Source organism: Microbacterium oxydans (assembly GCF_000956405.1).
Taxonomy (GTDB): domain Bacteria; phylum Actinomycetota; class Actinomycetes; order Actinomycetales; family Microbacteriaceae; genus Microbacterium; species Microbacterium oxydans_C.
In genome coordinates this window covers 116,492-132,182 of sequence record NZ_JYIV01000019.1, presented here as the reverse complement: position 1 = coordinate 132,182, position 15,691 = coordinate 116,492, and the positions used below count along the sequence as shown (strand labels likewise).

The following is a 15,691-nucleotide window of genomic DNA, read 5'->3' as shown; positions in this document are numbered from 1 at the left end:
CGATTCACAGCGACGCGCACAACGTCGTCACGAAACTCACGCGGATAGGGCTTGGGCATGATGACATCCTCTCAGCAGCACCTCACGGCACCACAGATCAGGTGTCACCTATCCGTGCAGCAGACCCCGATAGGCTCGCGGCAACCTTCACGGACCTCATCAGCAGGTACGTCACCACGACCTACCTCAACGGCCAATCCACGATCGCACTCGACGGCGACACCGCGGCCGGCGAGACCTACTGCCTGGCGCTACACGTGCTGTACGAGGGCGGTGAGCGGGTGCTGCTCACGATGTCGATCCGCTACCTCGACACCTTTGCCCGCACCGACGAGGGATGGCTCATCCAGGACCGGCAGCTCATCTTCGACTGGACCGATCGCCGCCCCTCCGCTCCTTGAACCGCATCCGTCACCCACAATCGCCCCTCGTGACCGAGAAGGAGGCTACGTCATGAACATTGCCGTCGTTGGCTTAGGCAATATCGGCGGACCGATCGCCGCGGCCTCGCCGCCGCCGGACAGCCCGTCATCGTCGCGACCAGCGAACCGGCGAAGGCGGAGGCGTTCGCTACGGACGCGGGCTCCAACGTCACGCCGGTAGCGTCCGTTGCGGCCGCCGTCGCTCAGGCAGAAGTGATCGTGTTCGCGGTCTACGCCGATGCGGAGAAAGCACTGATCGCCGAGCTTGGTGACCAGCTTGTCGGCAGGGTGGTTATCGACCCCAGCAATCCCATCGCGCTGGACGCCGACGGCACCTTCACACGGTCTCTTCCCCGCGAGGAGGCTGTGGCCGACACCCTGTCTGTGCTGCTGCCGGAGGGGCGCACTACGTCAAAGCGTTCGGAACTCTCCCCGCCGCATCCCTGACGTCGCACCGCAACACATCCCCCGAGCTGACCGCGCTGTACTACGCCCCGTCCGACGAGACCGGCGCGAGCGCCACCGAGCAGGTCATCCGCGCCGCCGGATTCGGACCCGTGCGCGTCAACGGAGACCGTGCAGCGCTCCGCTTGGAGTTCGGCGGAGACCTCGTCAGTCTGATCCTCACCGTCTCGCAAGCCCGCGCGCGACTCTAACCACATCCGCCACGCAGATGACGAGCCACAACCGCAACCCGCGGCTCGAGCGAACCTGCGAGCCCTCACACCGTGGCGGAGCGGAGGTCAACGGGGGATGCGTGGAGCTGGACTTTTTCGCTGACGTCATCCTGAACGCCGCGAAGGGCATCAGCAGCGCCTATGCGCGGGGAGAGCCCGGACGATGACGAGCTGGCTCAGCGCAAGCGTGCTCAGTCGTTGTTCTGAGATGATTTCGACTATCGGATCCGACTCCACCTCGTCGAAGGCTCTGCCTCAGAGTTCATACGTAACCTTTCTGGCCGCTCCGAATGAACGCTTGGGTGACGATGAGCCGTCCAGCCGGAGTGCTGAGTCGAGCTGTCGAGGTGGGCCCGCAGCGACTAAACTTGGGGGAGTGCTTCTGGTCCGTTAGTGCGGCCAGAGCGGAAGACAGCCGCAAGTGGCACGCGGAAGGCACGAGCAGGCAGCAGACTCGCAGGAATCGCATGATTCCGCGCTTCCCAGCCTCCGCCGGCAAGAACTGGGACTTCTGAGAAGTCTGTAGTGTCGGCAGACTCCCGTCCTCGGCCGGGTGGGGCTGAAGAAGGGCCGTGGGATGTTCGCATCCCACGGCCCTTCTTGCGGGGTGAGTGACCCGCGACCGTGAGGAGAGCCCACGAGCACGTGGCTTTTGTCACGGCATCCGATGACAGGCGGGCACTTCTGCGAGGCGCTGAACCTTGATGGCATGAAGGTATGACAAGACCTTCCCTGCTCGCGATCGGTTCAGCCGCGGTCGCGGGGTGCATCGCGCTCGCGCTCGGCATCATCGTGGCCCCACCTTCCCCCAGTCTCAGACCGCACTCGAGCGGCGACGCTGCGCTCGCCCGGACGGTCGAGCAGACCGCGCGTGCCGAAGGGGCACTCGACCGCCTGAGTGTGGGGTACATCGACCTCCGCTCCGGTGACACGGCGATCACGACCGGCTTCGGCGCCGATGATGACACGGAGTACGAGATCGGTTCGGTGACGAAGACCTTCACCGGCCATCTGTTCGCGATCGCGATCGACCGCGGCGAAGTCTCTGCGACCGAGACTCTGGCGAAGGTCTTCCCTGTTCTGGACGGCACTCCCGCAGGATCTGCGACCCTGGTGAGTCTGTCGAACCACACCTCAGGACTCCCCAGTCTCGACGAGGCATCCACGCCGCGCGTGCTGCTCGACACGATCACCAACAGCAACCCGTACCGGGGTAGCGTGCACGATCTGCTCAAGCAGGTCGGCCGGCAGCAGCTCTCCGACGCCGGGACCTTCCGTTACTCGAACCTGGGCATGTCGTTGCTCGGACAGGCGCTCGCCGAACGGGCGGGTATCGACTACCCGGCACTTCTGCAGGACCGGATCTTCGAGCCGTTGCAGATGACGCAGACCAGGATCTCGCTCGACGGCACGGATCTGCAGGACCCGACGACCGGATACTCTGCGACCGGCGTGCCGCAGGCTCCCTGGTCGATCGCGGCGTTCGCCCCGGCTGGCGGCATCCGCTCGACGCTCGGCGACATGACGAGGTACCTTCGTGCGCTTCTCGACGGCTCCGTTCCGGGCGCAGCGGCCATGGACCGCCACCCCGACAAGGGTGGGATCGACGAGGGCTATGCCTGGACGATCATCGATCAGGAGGACGGCCCGACGTTGACTCTGCACAACGGGCAGACGGGAGGCTTCGCGTCGTTCCTCGTCCTCGATCGTGAGGGCGGCCGGGGCACGATCGTGCTCTCCAACACTGCGGCGCAGCTTCCGGGTGTCGCTGTGAACCTCATCGAGAAGGGCATCACCGAATGAACCTGTTCCTCGCCATCGCACTCGTGGCGTTCTCCGCGCTCTACGCCGTCAGAGCCTGGGGGATCAAGCGGTTCAGGATCGCGGATCGGACGGCCGCCATCGCCGAATCCATCGGTCTTCTCGCCCTGTTCACCGTGCTGCACTTCGCGATGGGGTGGGCCGGCGTGCCGATCGCGCTGTGGTTCGCGGCCGTCGCGCTCGCCGCCGTCGGGGTGGTCGGGCTCGTGCTGCGCGTCGACGCTCTCCCGTGGATCCGGACGCGGCGCCGACTCACCTGGCGTGTGATCCGCCTGGCGCTCGGCGGACTGGTGTCTGCGATGGTCCTCGGCCTTGGAGCGATCTCCGCCTTCGGATGACCCGGACGCTCGACGGGGGAGAGGAGCCGTGGGATCACTCGATCCTGCGGCTCCTCTCGTCGGCCAGGCGGGCTCGTCGATCCTCCTCACGCTTCGAGTAGGTGGCGGCGCGGATCGCGTCGTCGGATTCCAAACCCGTGCCCAGAGCCCCGCCGAGTGTCGCCGCCGATGCGACGAACCACGTGAGCACGAAGAGATCCTCGACGCCGACCGTCCGGCCGAGCGCTTCGCTCATCACGGTCGTATCGAGCACGAAGAGCGCCCAGGCCAGATTCACCACGTACAACGCCAGGTAGCAGATGACGATGCCGATGGTCAGCGTCAGGATCGTCGAGGTGTTGTAGAGGCGGGATCTCTCGCGCGCCTGTGGCGAGTCGTCATCCGGGCGGTCCCAGAGCCTGCCGTCGATCACGATCCAGGCGATGAGGATTGCGATGGAGGCAACGGTCGCGGCCGCCAGGCGCCAGCCGGACAGCGCGATCGCGAGCGACCACACCGTCGGCTCGATCGTCGCCACGGCCCCGGTGGCCAGGGCTGCGACCAGCGCGGACTTGAGGCCGGCCGCGAGAAGCCACGGACGGTTCGCCAGCACCATGCCCCGCAGCACGCGCCCCCGGGCGCTGAGGCGGGGAAGCGCCAGGCGCTGCTCCTCGGGCGAGGCGGGAGCAGCCATCCCGCTGACGAGCCCGCGCACTGCGTGGCGGGCCCTGCTCTGCACCCGGTACCCGCCCAGCGCGGGCAGGGACAGCACCGCGGCCTGGCGTCGAGGATCGATCGCCGCCAGCAGATAGCGACCGTCGTCGTCGCGAAGCGGGAGCTCGGTGACCCCGACGACGAGGTCCCACTGATTCTGCTCGGCGTGCGCGCGGAGTCGTTCGAGGGCTACGTCGACGTCTTCGGATCCGAGGGTGAACGGCTCGCTGAGGAGTTCGATGACCCAACCGTCGGCGTGCGCGGCGACCGGCGGTGTGAGATCGGTCATCCGACGCGCGACGACGGTGGGCGAAGCCGGGTCCGCCACGAGCCCCACTCGGATCGGCTCCATCTCCGCAACCTACACCCCTCCCGAATAGACCGCACGGCAGCGAACTGATCATCGCCCTGCTGATGTCGGCGGCCCGTGCCATGATCCGTGCATGGGAACGCTCCGACTCCGGGCCTGGTCCGAGAACGACCTCGAGCTGCTGCATGCCGCCAACACGCCGGAGATGACCGCGCACCTCAACGGGCAGGAGACCGACGACCAGATCGTGGAGCGCCACGCCCGCTACCTGCGTCTGGTCGCCTCCGGTGAGGCGAGGATGTTCGTCGTCCAGGACGAGAATGGTATCTCAGTCGGGTCGATCGGCTACTGGCCGGTCGTCTGGCGGGATGAGCCGGCATGGGAGACCGGATGGTTCGTCCGACCCGAGGCGCAGGGGCGCGGGGTCGCATCGACCGCACTCGCCCTCCTGATAGACGACGCCCGCGCACACCCCGAGCCGCGGCGCTTCCTGATGGCCTGCCCCGCGATCGAGAACTCCGCCTCAAACGGAGTCTGCCGACGTAACGGCTTCACCCTGCACGGCACGGTCACGGACCAGTTCCGTGGCGCCGAGATGACCGTGAACGAATGGGCCCTCGACCTCAGAGCCTGATCAACGTCACTCGGCAGGGTACTTCTGCGCCTTGAGCAACCGCGCAAGGTGTGCAGCGTTCCTCGTGGACGTGCTGATCGCGGAGGCGACCTTCTCCGGAGTCTCGTCGAGGTCCTGGTAGTCGGTGGTGTGCATCGCCTCGCCGTTCCAGTAGACCGAGCTCTGCGCGGGAACCGTGAATCCGACGTCGTTCAACGACTGGAACAGGATCGCGGCGATGTGGTGCGCGCCGTCCTCGTTGCCCACGACGCCCGCGATGGCGACCTTGTCGAACAGGATCGGGCGGCCGTCCTCATCGGTCTCGCCCAGCTCCGCATCGAGTCGCTCGAGCACGCGCTGCGCCACGCTCGAATGCTGACCCATCCACGTCGGAGTGACGAACACGAGGATGTCGGCGTCGAGCACCTGCTGGCGGATCTGCGGCCACTCGTCGTCGCCGCCCATGTCCTTCTCCACCCCCGGGCTCAGCGAGAAGTCGACGGCGCGCACGAGGTCGCCCGTGACGTCGTGCTCTGCCAGGGCGTCGAGAAGCTGCGTCGCGAGGAGGTCCGAGCTGGACGATGCGGGGGACGGCTTGAGCGTGCAGGAGATGGCGACGGCGGTCAGTGGAGTGTTCATGCTCCGAGCACACCAGACGACGAAGAAGGTGCACAGGGGGTTTCCCAGTCCGGGCTATCCTGGTAGACGGCACCGACGACAGGAGATCCCGTGATCCTCAGCTTCCTCTTCTTCATGCTCCTCTTCATCGGAGGCATCCTGCTGATGGGCATCTCCTTCGGGCTGCCGGCGTTCCAGGCGATCGCCTTCTGCGGCGGCCTCCTGCTGGTGACCCTGGCCATGGCGTTCCTCCTCCGCCAGGGCGGCTCGGCCACTCGTCGCTCGAACAACTGGTCGGGCAACGCCACCGAGTAACCCCGCGGCGCGTCGTCGCCTCAGGGCTTCTTGCGCCGCAGCGCCTCCGCTGCCTGGCGTCCGGCGACGACCGGCAGCACGCCGGTGAAGCCTGCCCGGGCCCGAGCGGCCTCGGCGATCTTGCCCCGTGCGGCGAACCATCCGATGACGAGTGCCGGGACGAGCAGGACGAGCGACGCCAGCACCCAGCGCCCGGTCTCGGAGAAGCCCATGGACACCAGCACGAACAGCAGGAACGCCAGGGTCAGGTAGCCCGTGTAGGGGGCTCCGAACATCCGGAACGCCGGGCGTTCCATCAGTCCTCTCTTCGCGAGCGTGTGCATCTTCAGCTGACACAGGATGATCGTCGCCCAGCCGCCGATGATGCCGATGGCCGAGACCTCCAGCACGATCTCGAAGGCCTGGGATGGCCAGAGGGCATTGATGCCGACCCCGATCAGCGTGATCGAGGCGGTGAGGAGGATGCCGCCGAACGGAACGCCGTTCGCGCTCATCCGCGCCGTGAAGCGAGGCGCCGAACCGTTGACGGACATGGATCGCAGAATGCGGCCGGTGGAGTAGAGGCCTGCGTTGAGGCTGGAGAGCGCCGCGGTGAGGACGACGAAGTTCATGACCGACCCGGCGACCGCGCCCGTGTTCGGCGAGCCGATGTGGGAGAAGAAGGTCACGAAGGGCGACTCCCCGGCCTTGTACGTGTCGAACGGCAGCAGAAGTGAGAGCAACAGGATGGAGCCGACGTAGAAGACCGCGATCCGCACCACGACGGTGTTGATCGCCTTGGGCATGACCTTCGCGGGCTCCGACGTCTCGCCCGCGGCGGTGCCGACGAGCTCGATCGACGCGTAGGCGAACACGACGCCCGAGATGGCGAGGATCGGGGCGAACCAGCCCATCGGGAACAGGCCGCCGTTGTCGGTGATGACGCTGATCCCGGTGACTCCGATGTCCGTGGTGCCGTTGAAGACGATGAAGCAGGTCCCGACCACGAGGAATGCGACCAGAGCAGTCACCTTGACCATGGCGAACCAGAACTCCATCTCGCCGAACAGCTTCACGCTGACGAGGTTGAGCGTCAGCACGACGACCAGGGCGACGAGGGCGATGAGCCATTGGGGGACGGCCTGCAGCGGCTCCCAGTACTGCGCCCAGAACTTGACGTAGAGCGCGGCGGCCGTGACGTCGACGATCGACGTCATCGCCCAGTTCAGGAAGTACAGCCAGCCGCTCGCGAACGCCAGCTTCTCGCCGTAGAACTCACGTGCGTACGAGACGAACGAGCCGGAGGAAGGGCGATGCAGAACGAGCTCGCCGAGCGCGCGGAGGATGAGGAACGCGAAGAAGCCGCAGAGGGCGTAGACGAGGATGAGCGCAGGGCCGCTGGATGCGAGGCGTGCGCCTGCCCCCATGAACAGCCCCGTGCCGATCGCGCCGCCGATCGCGATCATCTGGATCTGGCGGGGCTTGAGGGTCTTGTGATAGCCCGCTTCCTCGTTGGAGAAGTCTGCGACCGCGAGGGTGCGATCGCCCGTGAGCTCGCGCTCGTTCTCGCGTGCGTCTTCGGGGTCGAGGGGGACGCGGGATGTGGGGTCGGCCATGCGATACCTCTCCGAGTGGGGCGACGCGGACGTGATCTGCGCCCGACGTCCTGTGCGAATTCCTGCACAGGCTCCATGAATCATGGCGGCGATCGCGGTCGAGGACACGCATCTCGCGAGGATTCTCGCGCAAAGTACCGGTATGGGATCCGGCGTCCCGTCTCGTCCCGACGCCGTGCTCAGCGTCTTCTGGCGAGTCTCGCTTCGAGGTTGGCCCTGACCGCCGGCCACTCGGGCTCGATGATCGAGTACTCCACGCTGTCGCGCAGTGCGCCGTTGCGGTAGCGGCTCATCGCCCGCATGACGCCATCCTGCTTCGCGCCGAGGCGTTCGATGGCCGCCCGCGATTGAAAGTTCACCCACTGCGTGGTGAGCCCGACGCGGAAGACCCCGAGCGTCTCGAATGCATGACGCAGCAGCAGCAGCTTGGACTCGGCATTCGTGCCTGAGCCATGCGCGGACGGCCGGTTCCAGGTGAAGCCGATGTGCAGCCGTGGCACGTCGGCCACGATGTCGTAGTACGACGTGAGACCCAGGATGCGGCCGGTCGCGTCGAACGCGGTGAAGGGGACCATCTCGCCCTTCTCGATGAGGCCGATGCGTCGCTCGACCTCCGCAGCGACCCCGTCGGGTGCGGGGACCGAGGTGTACCACGCCGTCTTCCAGAGGTCTCCCTCCTGCACGGCCTCGATCAGTCCATCGATGTGGGACACGTCGAGCGGTCGCAGCTCCACGAGGTCGCCGGTGAGCGTGACGGGAGCGGGGGTGACGAGGAAGGCCATGCCGATATTCAACCAGCAGCGAGGAGGAGGTTCTGGCGCAGGAGCCGCTGGTAGGCCTCGACCAACTCGATCGTGACGTTGAGCTCGAAGGCGAGGCTCGCCAGATGCGGCCCGCGCACCTCTTCCGCCTCGGCATACGCGTGCGGAGTGATCAGCCGGGACGCCGCCCATTCGTCGGCCTGACGCTCCTGCTGCGCTCGCATCGCCGAGGATGCCGGGGGGACGTGGCCGAGACATGCGTGGCCCAGTTCATGGGCGAGCACGCTGCGGGTCGTGCGTGCACTCATTCCCGGGCTGAGGCGGATCGTGCGCGTCGTGGGGTCGTAGCCTCCACGCGTGCGGCCGGTGCGTTCGATCACGTGCACCCGCTGCGCGTCGGCGAGGTGGAGGAGCTCGTGCATTCTCTCCTCCTCGTGCGGTCTCGCGAGCGGGTGCCTTGGCCGGCCTATTCGTAGAGGTCGTCGGTGTCGGCGTCGTGCCGGACGCCGGATTCGAAGGCGACCTCTCGGCTATCTTCGCGGGGGCCGGCGACATCGGGGGTGCGCCGGATCGGCGTGATACGTGCTGTCGTCTCGCCGTCCGCTCTGAGGCGCTCTTCGGCGCGGGCGAGCAGGACATGGGGCTCGACACCGAGGTCGGCACAGACCGCGTAGACGACGGGTATCGGGATCGCTCGCTTCCCCGTCACGTAGTTGTCGAGTGCACTTCGGGCGATGCCGATGCTGCGCGCCATCGCGGCGATGCTGCTGCGCGACGCGGCGATCTCCGCGCGCATCTGGCGACCGACGGCCTCGTTGAACTCCTCTGCAGGTGTCTTCACTCGGCTCACCATAGCAGCGCGACGACGCCAGAATGCCGCTATTCTGGTCCATTCGACCCTCATCCGTGTCCGTTCGTGGCGCTAGTGTGTGCGTATGGGGACGGAACTGCGTCATTTGCTGGCATCGGAAGTCGATGGAGCCCGGTTTCACGCCGGGGTGTCCTTCTCGGAGCTGTCCGAACGGTCGGGGATCGACACCGACGCCCTGGGTGACCTCCTCGACGGCAGGGAGGACTTCACGGTCGTCGACCTCGTCCGTATCGCCGATGCACTCGGCATCCCGGTCACTGCGCTTCTCCCCGGAGCGGCGGACGACGACTCCTGACGGTTGCTGTGCCGGACCACCGTGTCCGTGCCTGGCGGTAGCGTGGGGGCATGAAGACAGTGTCGTTCGGATCGTCCACCGCCCCCGCCGTGATCGCCGGCATGATGCGCATCGACGACAAGGACGACGCGCACATCCGCACCCTCTACGACACGACGAGGGCCGCGGGGATCGACTTCTTCGATCACGCCGACATCTATGGCGGCAGCATGCATCGCTGCGAGTCGCGGTTCGCCGAGGCGCTGCAGCTCAGCCCCTCCGAGCGCGACGAGATCGTGCTGCAGACGAAGTGCGGCATCGTGCCGTCGCAGGGGATGTTCGACTTCTCCTATGAGCACATCGTGACGCAGGTCGAGGGCTCGCTCGCGGCTCTGCAGACCGACCGCCTCGACGTCCTCCTGCTCCACCGCCCTGACGCGCTCGTCGAGCCGGAGGAGGTCGCCCGCGCGTTCGATGACCTGGAGAGCGCCGGCAAGGTCAGGGCCTTCGGTGTCTCGAACCACACGCCACGTCAGATCGATCTGCTCCGCACAGCCGTCCGGCAGCCCCTGGTGGCGAATCAGCTGCAGCTGTCGATCACGCACGCACCGATCATCGCGCAGCCGATCGCGGCCAACATGGCCGGCCACGACCAGAGCCTGGTGCGCGACGGCGGGGGCATCGTGGACTACTGCCGCATCAACGGCATCACGATCCAGGCGTGGTCGCCGTTCCAGGACGGCTTCTCGCACGGGGTCTTCCTCGGCAACCCCGAGTACGCGGAGCTGAACGCCGTGATCGATCGTCTCGCAGCCGTGCACGATGTCACCCCGATCGCCATCGCGACCGCCTGGATCACCCGCCACCCCGCCGGTATGCAGGTGGTGCTCGGAACCACCACGCCCCAGCGGGTGCAGGACGCGGCGGCCGGTGCCGATGTCGCGCTCACCCGGCCCGAATGGTACGAGCTGTTCCGTGCCGGTGGACACCTGCTTCCGTAGCCCCTGCGCTCCGGCGCGGCGTCGTCTACCCTGAACTCATGTCGTTCCTGTTCTCGCTCCTCGTCATCGCCCTGATGATCGGCGCGCTGATCGACATCATCACGCGGGACAGCTCGCTGGTGAAGTTCCTCCCGAAGCTGGCGTGGATCATCATCGTGGTCCTGCTGCCGCTGATCGGTGGCCTGCTGTGGTTCGGACTCGGTCGCGAGTACGGCGAGTCCGGTATCCAGATGCCGCGGATGCGGCGGGCCGAGCGCCCCGCGGCGCCGACCGATGTGCGTCCGGCGCCGCCGAGGGACACCCGGACCACGGAGCAGCAGATCGCCGACCTCGACCGTGAGATCGAGGAGTGGCGGCTGCGCCAGGAGATCGAGAAGAAACGCGGGGCCGACGGCGACGCGACGGCCGGCAACTCCTAGGCGGCGGGTACTGTCCGACCGTCGCGGGAGAGATCGAAGGACTCGCGGATCGCATCTTCGAGGAACGGATAGCGGAACTCGAAACCGGCCGCTGTGAGCTTCTCCGGCAGCACCCACCGGCTCTTCAGGATCAGTTCGGTCTCCGTGCGCATGCCGATGGCTCCGAGTTCCAGCATCCATCGGGGCATCGGCACCCCGATCCGCGCCCCGACTACCTGTCGTACCGTCGCCATGAACTCGACGTTGTCCACCGGATGCGGAGATGCGGCGTTGACGGGGCCCTCGAGCGAGGGAGTCCGCTCGAGGAACTCGACGATGCGGGCGACATCCTCGATGTGCACCCAGCTGAAGCGCTGGTGGCCACGGCGCGCACCGGGGAAGTGCCCGGTTCCCGCCGCGCGACGTGCCGCACTCACCGGCCAGCGTCCGTCGTACTGAGACCCACCGAGCCCGAACCGCGCCAGATCTCTGATCGGGCCGAGTACGCCGCCGTGGCCGAGCACGATCGTGCTGCGCAGCGCGACGCGGCGGGTGGCGGGGAGCTCGCCCGCGAACAGCGCCTTCTCCCACGCCTTCGCGACCTCGACCGAGAACCCGCTGCCGATCTCGCCGGTCGACTCGGTCATCGGACGGTCTTCCGCATGACGGTAGATCGTCGCGGTCGAGGAGTTGATCCAGAGTGCGGGAGGCGCGGAGGACCGGGTGATCGCGGTGCTCAGCGACGCCGTGGTGTCGAGCCGGGAGCGGAAGATCTCCGCGCGGTTCTCCGGTGTGTAGCGGCAGTTGACGCTCTTGCCGGCCAAGCCGATCACGAGGGCGGCGCCGTCGACGGCGCGGTCGATCTCCACCTGATCGCCCCAGCGGATGTCGGCGCCTGAACGGGAGATCGTGACGACTTCGCGCCCCTCCGCGCGGAACCGGGGCACGAGGAAGCGCCCCATGAACCCTGTGGAACCGCCGATGACGACCCGTCCTGTGCTCATGCGGTCTGCTCCTTCTCGGGATGCTGGATGCGGTAGGCGAAGTCGCCCCGGTACTCGTACAGGCGGCCGAAGAGCGGCGCATCGACGGTCAGCGCCATACGCTGCCGGTCGAGGGTCTCGTCGAAGCGCTCGGTGAGACGGATGACGGGTGCCACCGGCCGGGGGATGCGCACCCTGAGGTGCCCGAGACGCAGTCCGACAGCTCGGCTCGTCAGATGCAGCGCGCCCTGGCGCACGTCGACGTCGAAGCACGCGGCGAGGAGCCCGGGTTCACCGAGTTCATCGACGACGCGTCCGTGAGGGGTGAGTGCGACCGCATCTCGCATGACCCACGTGCCGCGGGCGAAGTGGAAGGTGCGCTCACTGAGGGCTCTCGAGGCGATGGTGCGGTTCTCGACGCGGAACGGCACATCGTGATGCCACCCTGCAGCGACCACGCCGCGTCGTTCGAGGAGCTGGAGGATGGGCCACAGCCATCGACGCGGAGTGCCGACGCGCTCGAAGACCCCCTCGCCGATGCCCGTCGCACCATCCGGGATCGCCTCGAAGTACAGGCGCAGCCGCGGGTGCAGCTCGTCGATGCGCTCGCCGAGTGCCCTGGCGTACGGAGACTGCGGCACGGGCGTCACGGTTCGAGCCTAGCCGGGGCGGCGGTGATCCCGACCGCCGCTCAGGATGCGGGTCGCAGCAGTCGATCGAGCAGGGTGAGCGCCTCGTGCTGCGGTGCGGTCTCGTCGAGCAGCCACTGCGTCTGCAGACCGTCCGAAGCCGCCACGACGAGTGCGGCGACCGCATCCGGATCGATGTCGCTGCGGATCTTCCCCTCCTCCTGCTGGCGTCGGACGACGTCGGCGAGTCGGGCGCGGAGGCGCGTGAAGCGACCGGTGGCGAACGTCCGCGCCGCCGGGTGCCCCTCTTCGAGAGCCGTGGCGACGAGCGTCGAGTACAGCTGCACGAGACCGGGTATCGCACGGTTGAGCCGCGCGGACTCGATCATCATCTCCACCGGCGTCGCGTCGGGCGGGGGAGAGCTCGGTTGGCGCGACGGTACGGTGCTCTCCTCGTAGACCGCGACGAGGAGCTCCTCCAGGGAGCCGAAGTAGTGGGTGAGAGCCGCGTGCGTGACCCCGACCTCGCGCGCGATGGCCCGCAGGCTCGTGCGGTCGGCGCCACGTTCCGCGAACACCTCGATGGCGCGGTCGAGGATCTCCTGCCGACGGGCGATCCCCTTCGCGTAGGCCCCGCGCTGCCGTGGGGGCTCCGGGGGTTCGGGGGTGTCGAGGGGCATGAGGGCAGTCTAGCGATTCAAAACTTCCGTGTGGAGGTATTTGGTGATAGCGTGCCTGAACGGGACACAGGTCCCGCCACGTCACCGATGACCGAAGGAGCACGACCGATGACGATTCGGACTTCCCTGCAGCTGTTCACGATCAAGGACGAGCTGGAGGCCGACCTCGAATCCTCCCTCCAGGCGGTGGCTTCCCGAGGTTTCACGGCCGTCGAGCCGTACGACTTCGTGCGCCGCGCCGAGCCCCTCGCTGCCGCGCTCACCGCCGCCGGTCTGGTCGCGCCCTCCGGACACGCCTTCCTGGCGTCGCCGTCGTTCGTCAACCCCGACGGCAGCGGCACCACGGTGCCCGTCCCGTCCCCGGCAGAGGTCTTCGCCGCGGCGAAGGTGCTCGGTATGGGCACGGTCATCGACCCCTACACCGAACCCGCGCGCTGGGCGTCCGTCGAGCAGATCGAGGAGACCGCGCGGCTGCTGAACGAGGCCGCGGAGATCGGTGCGGCCGTCGGTGTGCGGGTCGGATACCACAACCACGCCCATGAGCTGGAGGCCGTGTTCGACGGCGTCACCGGCCTGGAGGTCCTTGCGGGCCTGCTCGACGACCGCGTCGTGCTCGAGGTCGACCTGTACTGGGTGGCCCGTGGCGGTGTCGATCCCGTCGCGCTGCTCGAGCGTCTGGGCAGCCGGGTGATCGCGGTGCACGCGAAGGACGGCACGCTCGACCCCGCACTCGCAGGCGCGTACCCGCCCGCCGACCAGGTGGCTGCCGGTGAGGGGTCCGTACCTCTCGTCGAGGCCATCGCCGCAGCACCGGCGCTGGAGCTGGCGATCGTCGAGTTCGACCACTACGAGGGCGACCTGTTCGACGCCATCGAGCGCAGCCGGGTCTACCTCGACGAGAAGGTGGCGGCCTGATGGCGGTGGGCGTCGGCATCATCGGTGCCGGGAACATCAGCGATCAGTACCTGTCGAACCTCACGACCTTCCCCGACGTGCGCGTTCTCGCGATCGGCGACCTGCTCGAGGAGCGTGCCAAGGCACAGGCCGAGAAGTACGGTGTGCCTCGTGCCGGCGGTGTCGACACGGTGCTCCAGGATCCGGAGATCGACATCGTCGTGAACCTCACGATCCCGGCCGTGCACGTCGAGGTCTCCGAGGCGATCATCGCGGCCGGCAAGCACGTCTGGACCGAGAAGCCGATCGGCGTCAGCCGTGAGGAGTCCCGTCGGCTGCTGCAGAAGGCGGACGCTGCGGGGCTTCGCGTCGGACTCGCTCCCGACACGGTGCTCGGACCCGGGGTGCAGACGGCGAAGCGGGCGATCGCACGCGGAGACATCGGCCGCCCGCTGTTCGCGCAGACCACGTTCCAGTGGTCGGGGCCGGAGATCTTCCACCCGAATCCCGCGTTCCTCTACGCCAAGGGCGGCGGCCCGCTGCTCGACATGGGGCCGTACTACGTGTCGGCACTCGTGCACGTGTTCGGGCCCGTCGCCTCGGTGGCAGCACTCGGACTACAGGGCTCTCCCACGCGCCGGGTGCAGGTCGGCGAGCTCGCAGGTCAGGAGTTCCCGGTGGAGATCCCCTCGACGCTCAGCGTGCTGATGGCGTTCGAGGAGGGCGGACAGGCGCAGAGCCTGTACAGCACCGACTCACCGGTCGTCCGGCAGGGGATCGTCGAGATCACCGGCACCGAGGGCACCATCGTGATCCCCGACCCGAACACCTTCGGCGGTGCGATCTCGATCACCCGTCCGCTCACGCGTCTGTTCATCCCGCCGGAGCCCGTGCAGCAGGAGATCATCGACGTCGAGCAGGAGGGCGTGCTGTCCGGTCGCGGTGTGGGGCTGCTCGACATGGCGCGTTCGATCGCCGCAGGGCGCCCGCATGTCGCCACCGGCGAGTTCGGCTACCACGTGCTCGACACCCTGCTCTCGATCGAGGAGGCCGCCGAGGCGCGCAGCTTCGTCGAGGTCGAGAGCACCCTCGATCAGGTGGGATCGATCGCCGCGGACTTCGATCCGTTCGAGGCCACGCTCTGACACCGGCTGCACGTGGCGGCGCAGGAACGGATCACCGCGTCCTGGCCGCCACGTCGCGGTCGTCAGCATTCTCGTCAGTCGACGACGTCCTCGTCGAAAGCGAGGAGCGACCAGGGCGGGCACGTCTGCGGCGAGACAGCGCGGGCGGGCTGATAACGCGGTCGTGATCCGGGCGGCCCGAACTCGTGCTGGAGGTAGTCGAGAATGTCCACCCCGTAGAAGATCACGTCCGTCTGATAGACGGAGAAGACGGGGGCGCCGACATCCGATGCAGCCGGCAGGTAGCGGTGCGAGTACAGAGGGATGAGAGTAGGCCAGGTGGCTACCCGCTCGGTCGCGATCAGACGACGTTCCTCCATGGAATCCGGCTTCTGCGGCCAGGTCGAGGGCCAGAACGCCGCGTTCTCGACGTCGAACACCACCCCGTCCACGGGCCACGCCAGTCGGGAGCGAATGCTCTCCGGGCTGTCTCTTCTCCAGTCCAGCCAGCCCTCGCCGGTCGGCTGCGCCACTTCGAGGAGACGACGATGATCTGTGCCGAACTCGAATCCGTAGCTGCGCTCGATGTCACGCAGCTCCGACGCGGTGAGTCCAGGGGACAGCGGCACCTTGTGGAACTTGAGCAGCGCGATGCACTCGCGAACGGTCATACG

General features: G+C 67.6%; 20 protein-coding genes and 1 pseudogene. 11 read left to right on the top strand and 10 right to left on the bottom strand.

Annotated elements, in window-relative coordinates; all coding sequences use genetic code 11:
* The 4 genes and pseudogenes from RN51_RS04945 to RN51_RS04930 all read left to right on the top strand — a co-directional run.
* Positions 1-401: nuclear transport factor 2 family protein (locus RN51_RS04945; RefSeq protein WP_231579220.1), on the top strand; the 401-nt coding region annotated here is incomplete at its 5' end.
* Between the two features lie 111 nt (positions 402-512).
* A pseudogene (locus RN51_RS04940) lies at positions 513-869 on the top strand (NAD(P)-binding domain-containing protein); the annotation flags it as partial.
* A gap of 947 nt (positions 870-1,816) precedes the next feature.
* Positions 1,817-2,902 carry a serine hydrolase domain-containing protein gene (locus RN51_RS04935; RefSeq protein WP_045262931.1) on the top strand — a complete coding sequence of 362 codons (1,086 nt, stop codon included), beginning with the start codon at positions 1,817-1,819 and terminating at the stop codon, positions 2,900-2,902.
* On the top strand, positions 2,899-3,258 hold the full coding sequence (locus RN51_RS04930) for a hypothetical protein (protein ID WP_045262930.1): 360 nt from the start codon (positions 2,899-2,901) through the stop codon (positions 3,256-3,258). Before RN51_RS04935 ends, RN51_RS04930 begins: the two co-directional genes overlap by 4 nt.
* A 34-nt stretch (positions 3,259-3,292) precedes the next feature.
* Here RN51_RS04930 and RN51_RS04925 read toward each other — a convergent pair whose 3' ends face one another.
* A complete protein-coding gene (locus RN51_RS04925) occupies positions 3,293-4,303 on the bottom strand; it encodes a hypothetical protein (RefSeq protein WP_052674587.1) in 1,011 nt (336 codons plus the stop codon).
* Between the two features lie 91 nt (positions 4,304-4,394).
* Here RN51_RS04925 and RN51_RS04920 point away from each other — a divergent pair, with 91 nt between their 5' ends.
* Complete coding sequence (locus RN51_RS04920; RefSeq protein ID WP_045262929.1) at positions 4,395-4,895, top strand: GNAT family N-acetyltransferase; 501 nt, start codon at positions 4,395-4,397, stop codon at positions 4,893-4,895.
* A gap of 6 nt (positions 4,896-4,901) precedes the next feature.
* Here the strand turns inward: RN51_RS04920 and RN51_RS04915 are convergent, their stop codons facing one another.
* Entirely contained in the window at positions 4,902-5,513 is a 612-nt protein-coding gene (locus RN51_RS04915) for a flavodoxin family protein (protein WP_045262928.1), read from the bottom strand.
* 90 nt (positions 5,514-5,603) lie between these two features.
* On the opposite strand from RN51_RS04915, the gene RN51_RS04910 reads away from it, so the two are divergent.
* On the top strand, positions 5,604-5,807 hold the full coding sequence (locus tag RN51_RS04910) for a hypothetical protein (RefSeq protein WP_045262927.1): 204 nt from the start codon (positions 5,604-5,606) through the stop codon (positions 5,805-5,807).
* Positions 5,808-5,827: 20 nt separating this feature from the next.
* Here the strand turns inward: RN51_RS04910 and RN51_RS04905 are convergent, their stop codons facing one another.
* From RN51_RS04905 to RN51_RS04890, 4 genes are all read right to left on the bottom strand, one after another.
* On the bottom strand, positions 5,828-7,402 hold the full coding sequence (locus RN51_RS04905; RefSeq protein WP_045262926.1) for an amino acid permease: 1,575 nt from the start codon (positions 7,400-7,402) through the stop codon (positions 5,828-5,830).
* A 179-nt stretch (positions 7,403-7,581) separates the two neighbouring features.
* Positions 7,582-8,184: a GNAT family N-acetyltransferase gene (locus RN51_RS04900; protein WP_045262925.1), complete on the bottom strand. Its 603-nt coding sequence runs from the start codon at positions 8,182-8,184 to the stop codon at positions 7,582-7,584.
* 8 nt (positions 8,185-8,192) lie between these two features.
* Positions 8,193-8,585, bottom strand: coding sequence for an ImmA/IrrE family metallo-endopeptidase (locus RN51_RS04895; protein ID WP_045262924.1), 393 nt, complete (start codon positions 8,583-8,585; stop codon positions 8,193-8,195).
* 44 nt (positions 8,586-8,629) lie between these two features.
* Positions 8,630-9,004 carry a helix-turn-helix domain-containing protein gene (locus RN51_RS04890; RefSeq protein WP_231579219.1) on the bottom strand — a complete coding sequence of 125 codons (375 nt, stop codon included), beginning with the start codon at positions 9,002-9,004 and terminating at the stop codon, positions 8,630-8,632.
* 157 nt (positions 9,005-9,161) lie between these two features.
* Between RN51_RS04890 and RN51_RS04885 the strand changes: the two genes are divergently transcribed.
* Genes RN51_RS04885 through RN51_RS04875 form a run of 3 tightly spaced genes read left to right on the top strand, consistent with a single transcriptional unit; the run spans position 9,162 to position 10,728 of the window.
* Entirely contained in the window at positions 9,162-9,329 is a 168-nt protein-coding gene (locus RN51_RS04885) for a helix-turn-helix domain-containing protein (RefSeq protein ID WP_231579218.1), read from the top strand.
* Between the two features lie 50 nt (positions 9,330-9,379).
* Complete coding sequence (locus RN51_RS04880; RefSeq protein WP_045262921.1) at positions 9,380-10,309, top strand: aldo/keto reductase; 930 nt, start codon at positions 9,380-9,382, stop codon at positions 10,307-10,309.
* 38 nt (positions 10,310-10,347) lie between these two features.
* Positions 10,348-10,728 (top strand): PLD nuclease N-terminal domain-containing protein, encoded by a 381-nt coding sequence (locus RN51_RS04875; protein ID WP_045262920.1) that lies wholly within the window; start codon positions 10,348-10,350, stop codon positions 10,726-10,728.
* Here the strand turns inward: RN51_RS04875 and RN51_RS04870 are convergent.
* The 3 genes from RN51_RS04870 to RN51_RS04860 are packed head-to-tail and all read right to left on the bottom strand — an operon-like array spanning position 10,725 to position 12,999.
* Entirely contained in the window at positions 10,725-11,711 is a 987-nt protein-coding gene (locus tag RN51_RS04870; protein WP_045262919.1) for an epimerase, read from the bottom strand. The two genes, RN51_RS04875 and RN51_RS04870, sit on opposite strands and share 4 nt — an antisense overlap.
* On the bottom strand, positions 11,708-12,340 hold the full coding sequence (locus tag RN51_RS04865) for a DUF4166 domain-containing protein (RefSeq protein WP_045262918.1): 633 nt from the start codon (positions 12,338-12,340) through the stop codon (positions 11,708-11,710). Before RN51_RS04865 ends, RN51_RS04870 begins: the two co-directional genes overlap by 4 nt.
* A 41-nt stretch (positions 12,341-12,381) precedes the next feature.
* Positions 12,382-12,999, bottom strand: coding sequence for a TetR/AcrR family transcriptional regulator (locus RN51_RS04860; protein WP_045262917.1), 618 nt, complete (start codon positions 12,997-12,999; stop codon positions 12,382-12,384).
* 108 nt (positions 13,000-13,107) lie between these two features.
* Between RN51_RS04860 and RN51_RS04855 the strand changes: the two genes are divergently transcribed.
* Together RN51_RS04855 and RN51_RS04850 are read left to right on the top strand one after the other, a co-directional pair.
* The gene (locus tag RN51_RS04855) at positions 13,108-13,914 is read left to right on the top strand and encodes a sugar phosphate isomerase/epimerase family protein (protein WP_045262916.1); all 807 of its coding nucleotides are present in this window, start codon (positions 13,108-13,110) and stop codon (positions 13,912-13,914) included.
* Entirely contained in the window at positions 13,914-15,038 is a 1,125-nt protein-coding gene (locus RN51_RS04850; RefSeq protein ID WP_045262915.1) for a Gfo/Idh/MocA family protein, read from the top strand. The genes RN51_RS04855 and RN51_RS04850 overlap by 1 nt, the downstream gene beginning before the upstream one ends.
* A 74-nt stretch (positions 15,039-15,112) precedes the next feature.
* Here RN51_RS04850 and RN51_RS04845 read toward each other — a convergent pair whose 3' ends face one another.
* Positions 15,113-15,688 (bottom strand): hypothetical protein, encoded by a 576-nt coding sequence (locus RN51_RS04845; RefSeq protein ID WP_156149090.1) that lies wholly within the window; start codon positions 15,686-15,688, stop codon positions 15,113-15,115.
* Between the last annotated feature and the right edge of the window lie 3 nt (positions 15,689-15,691).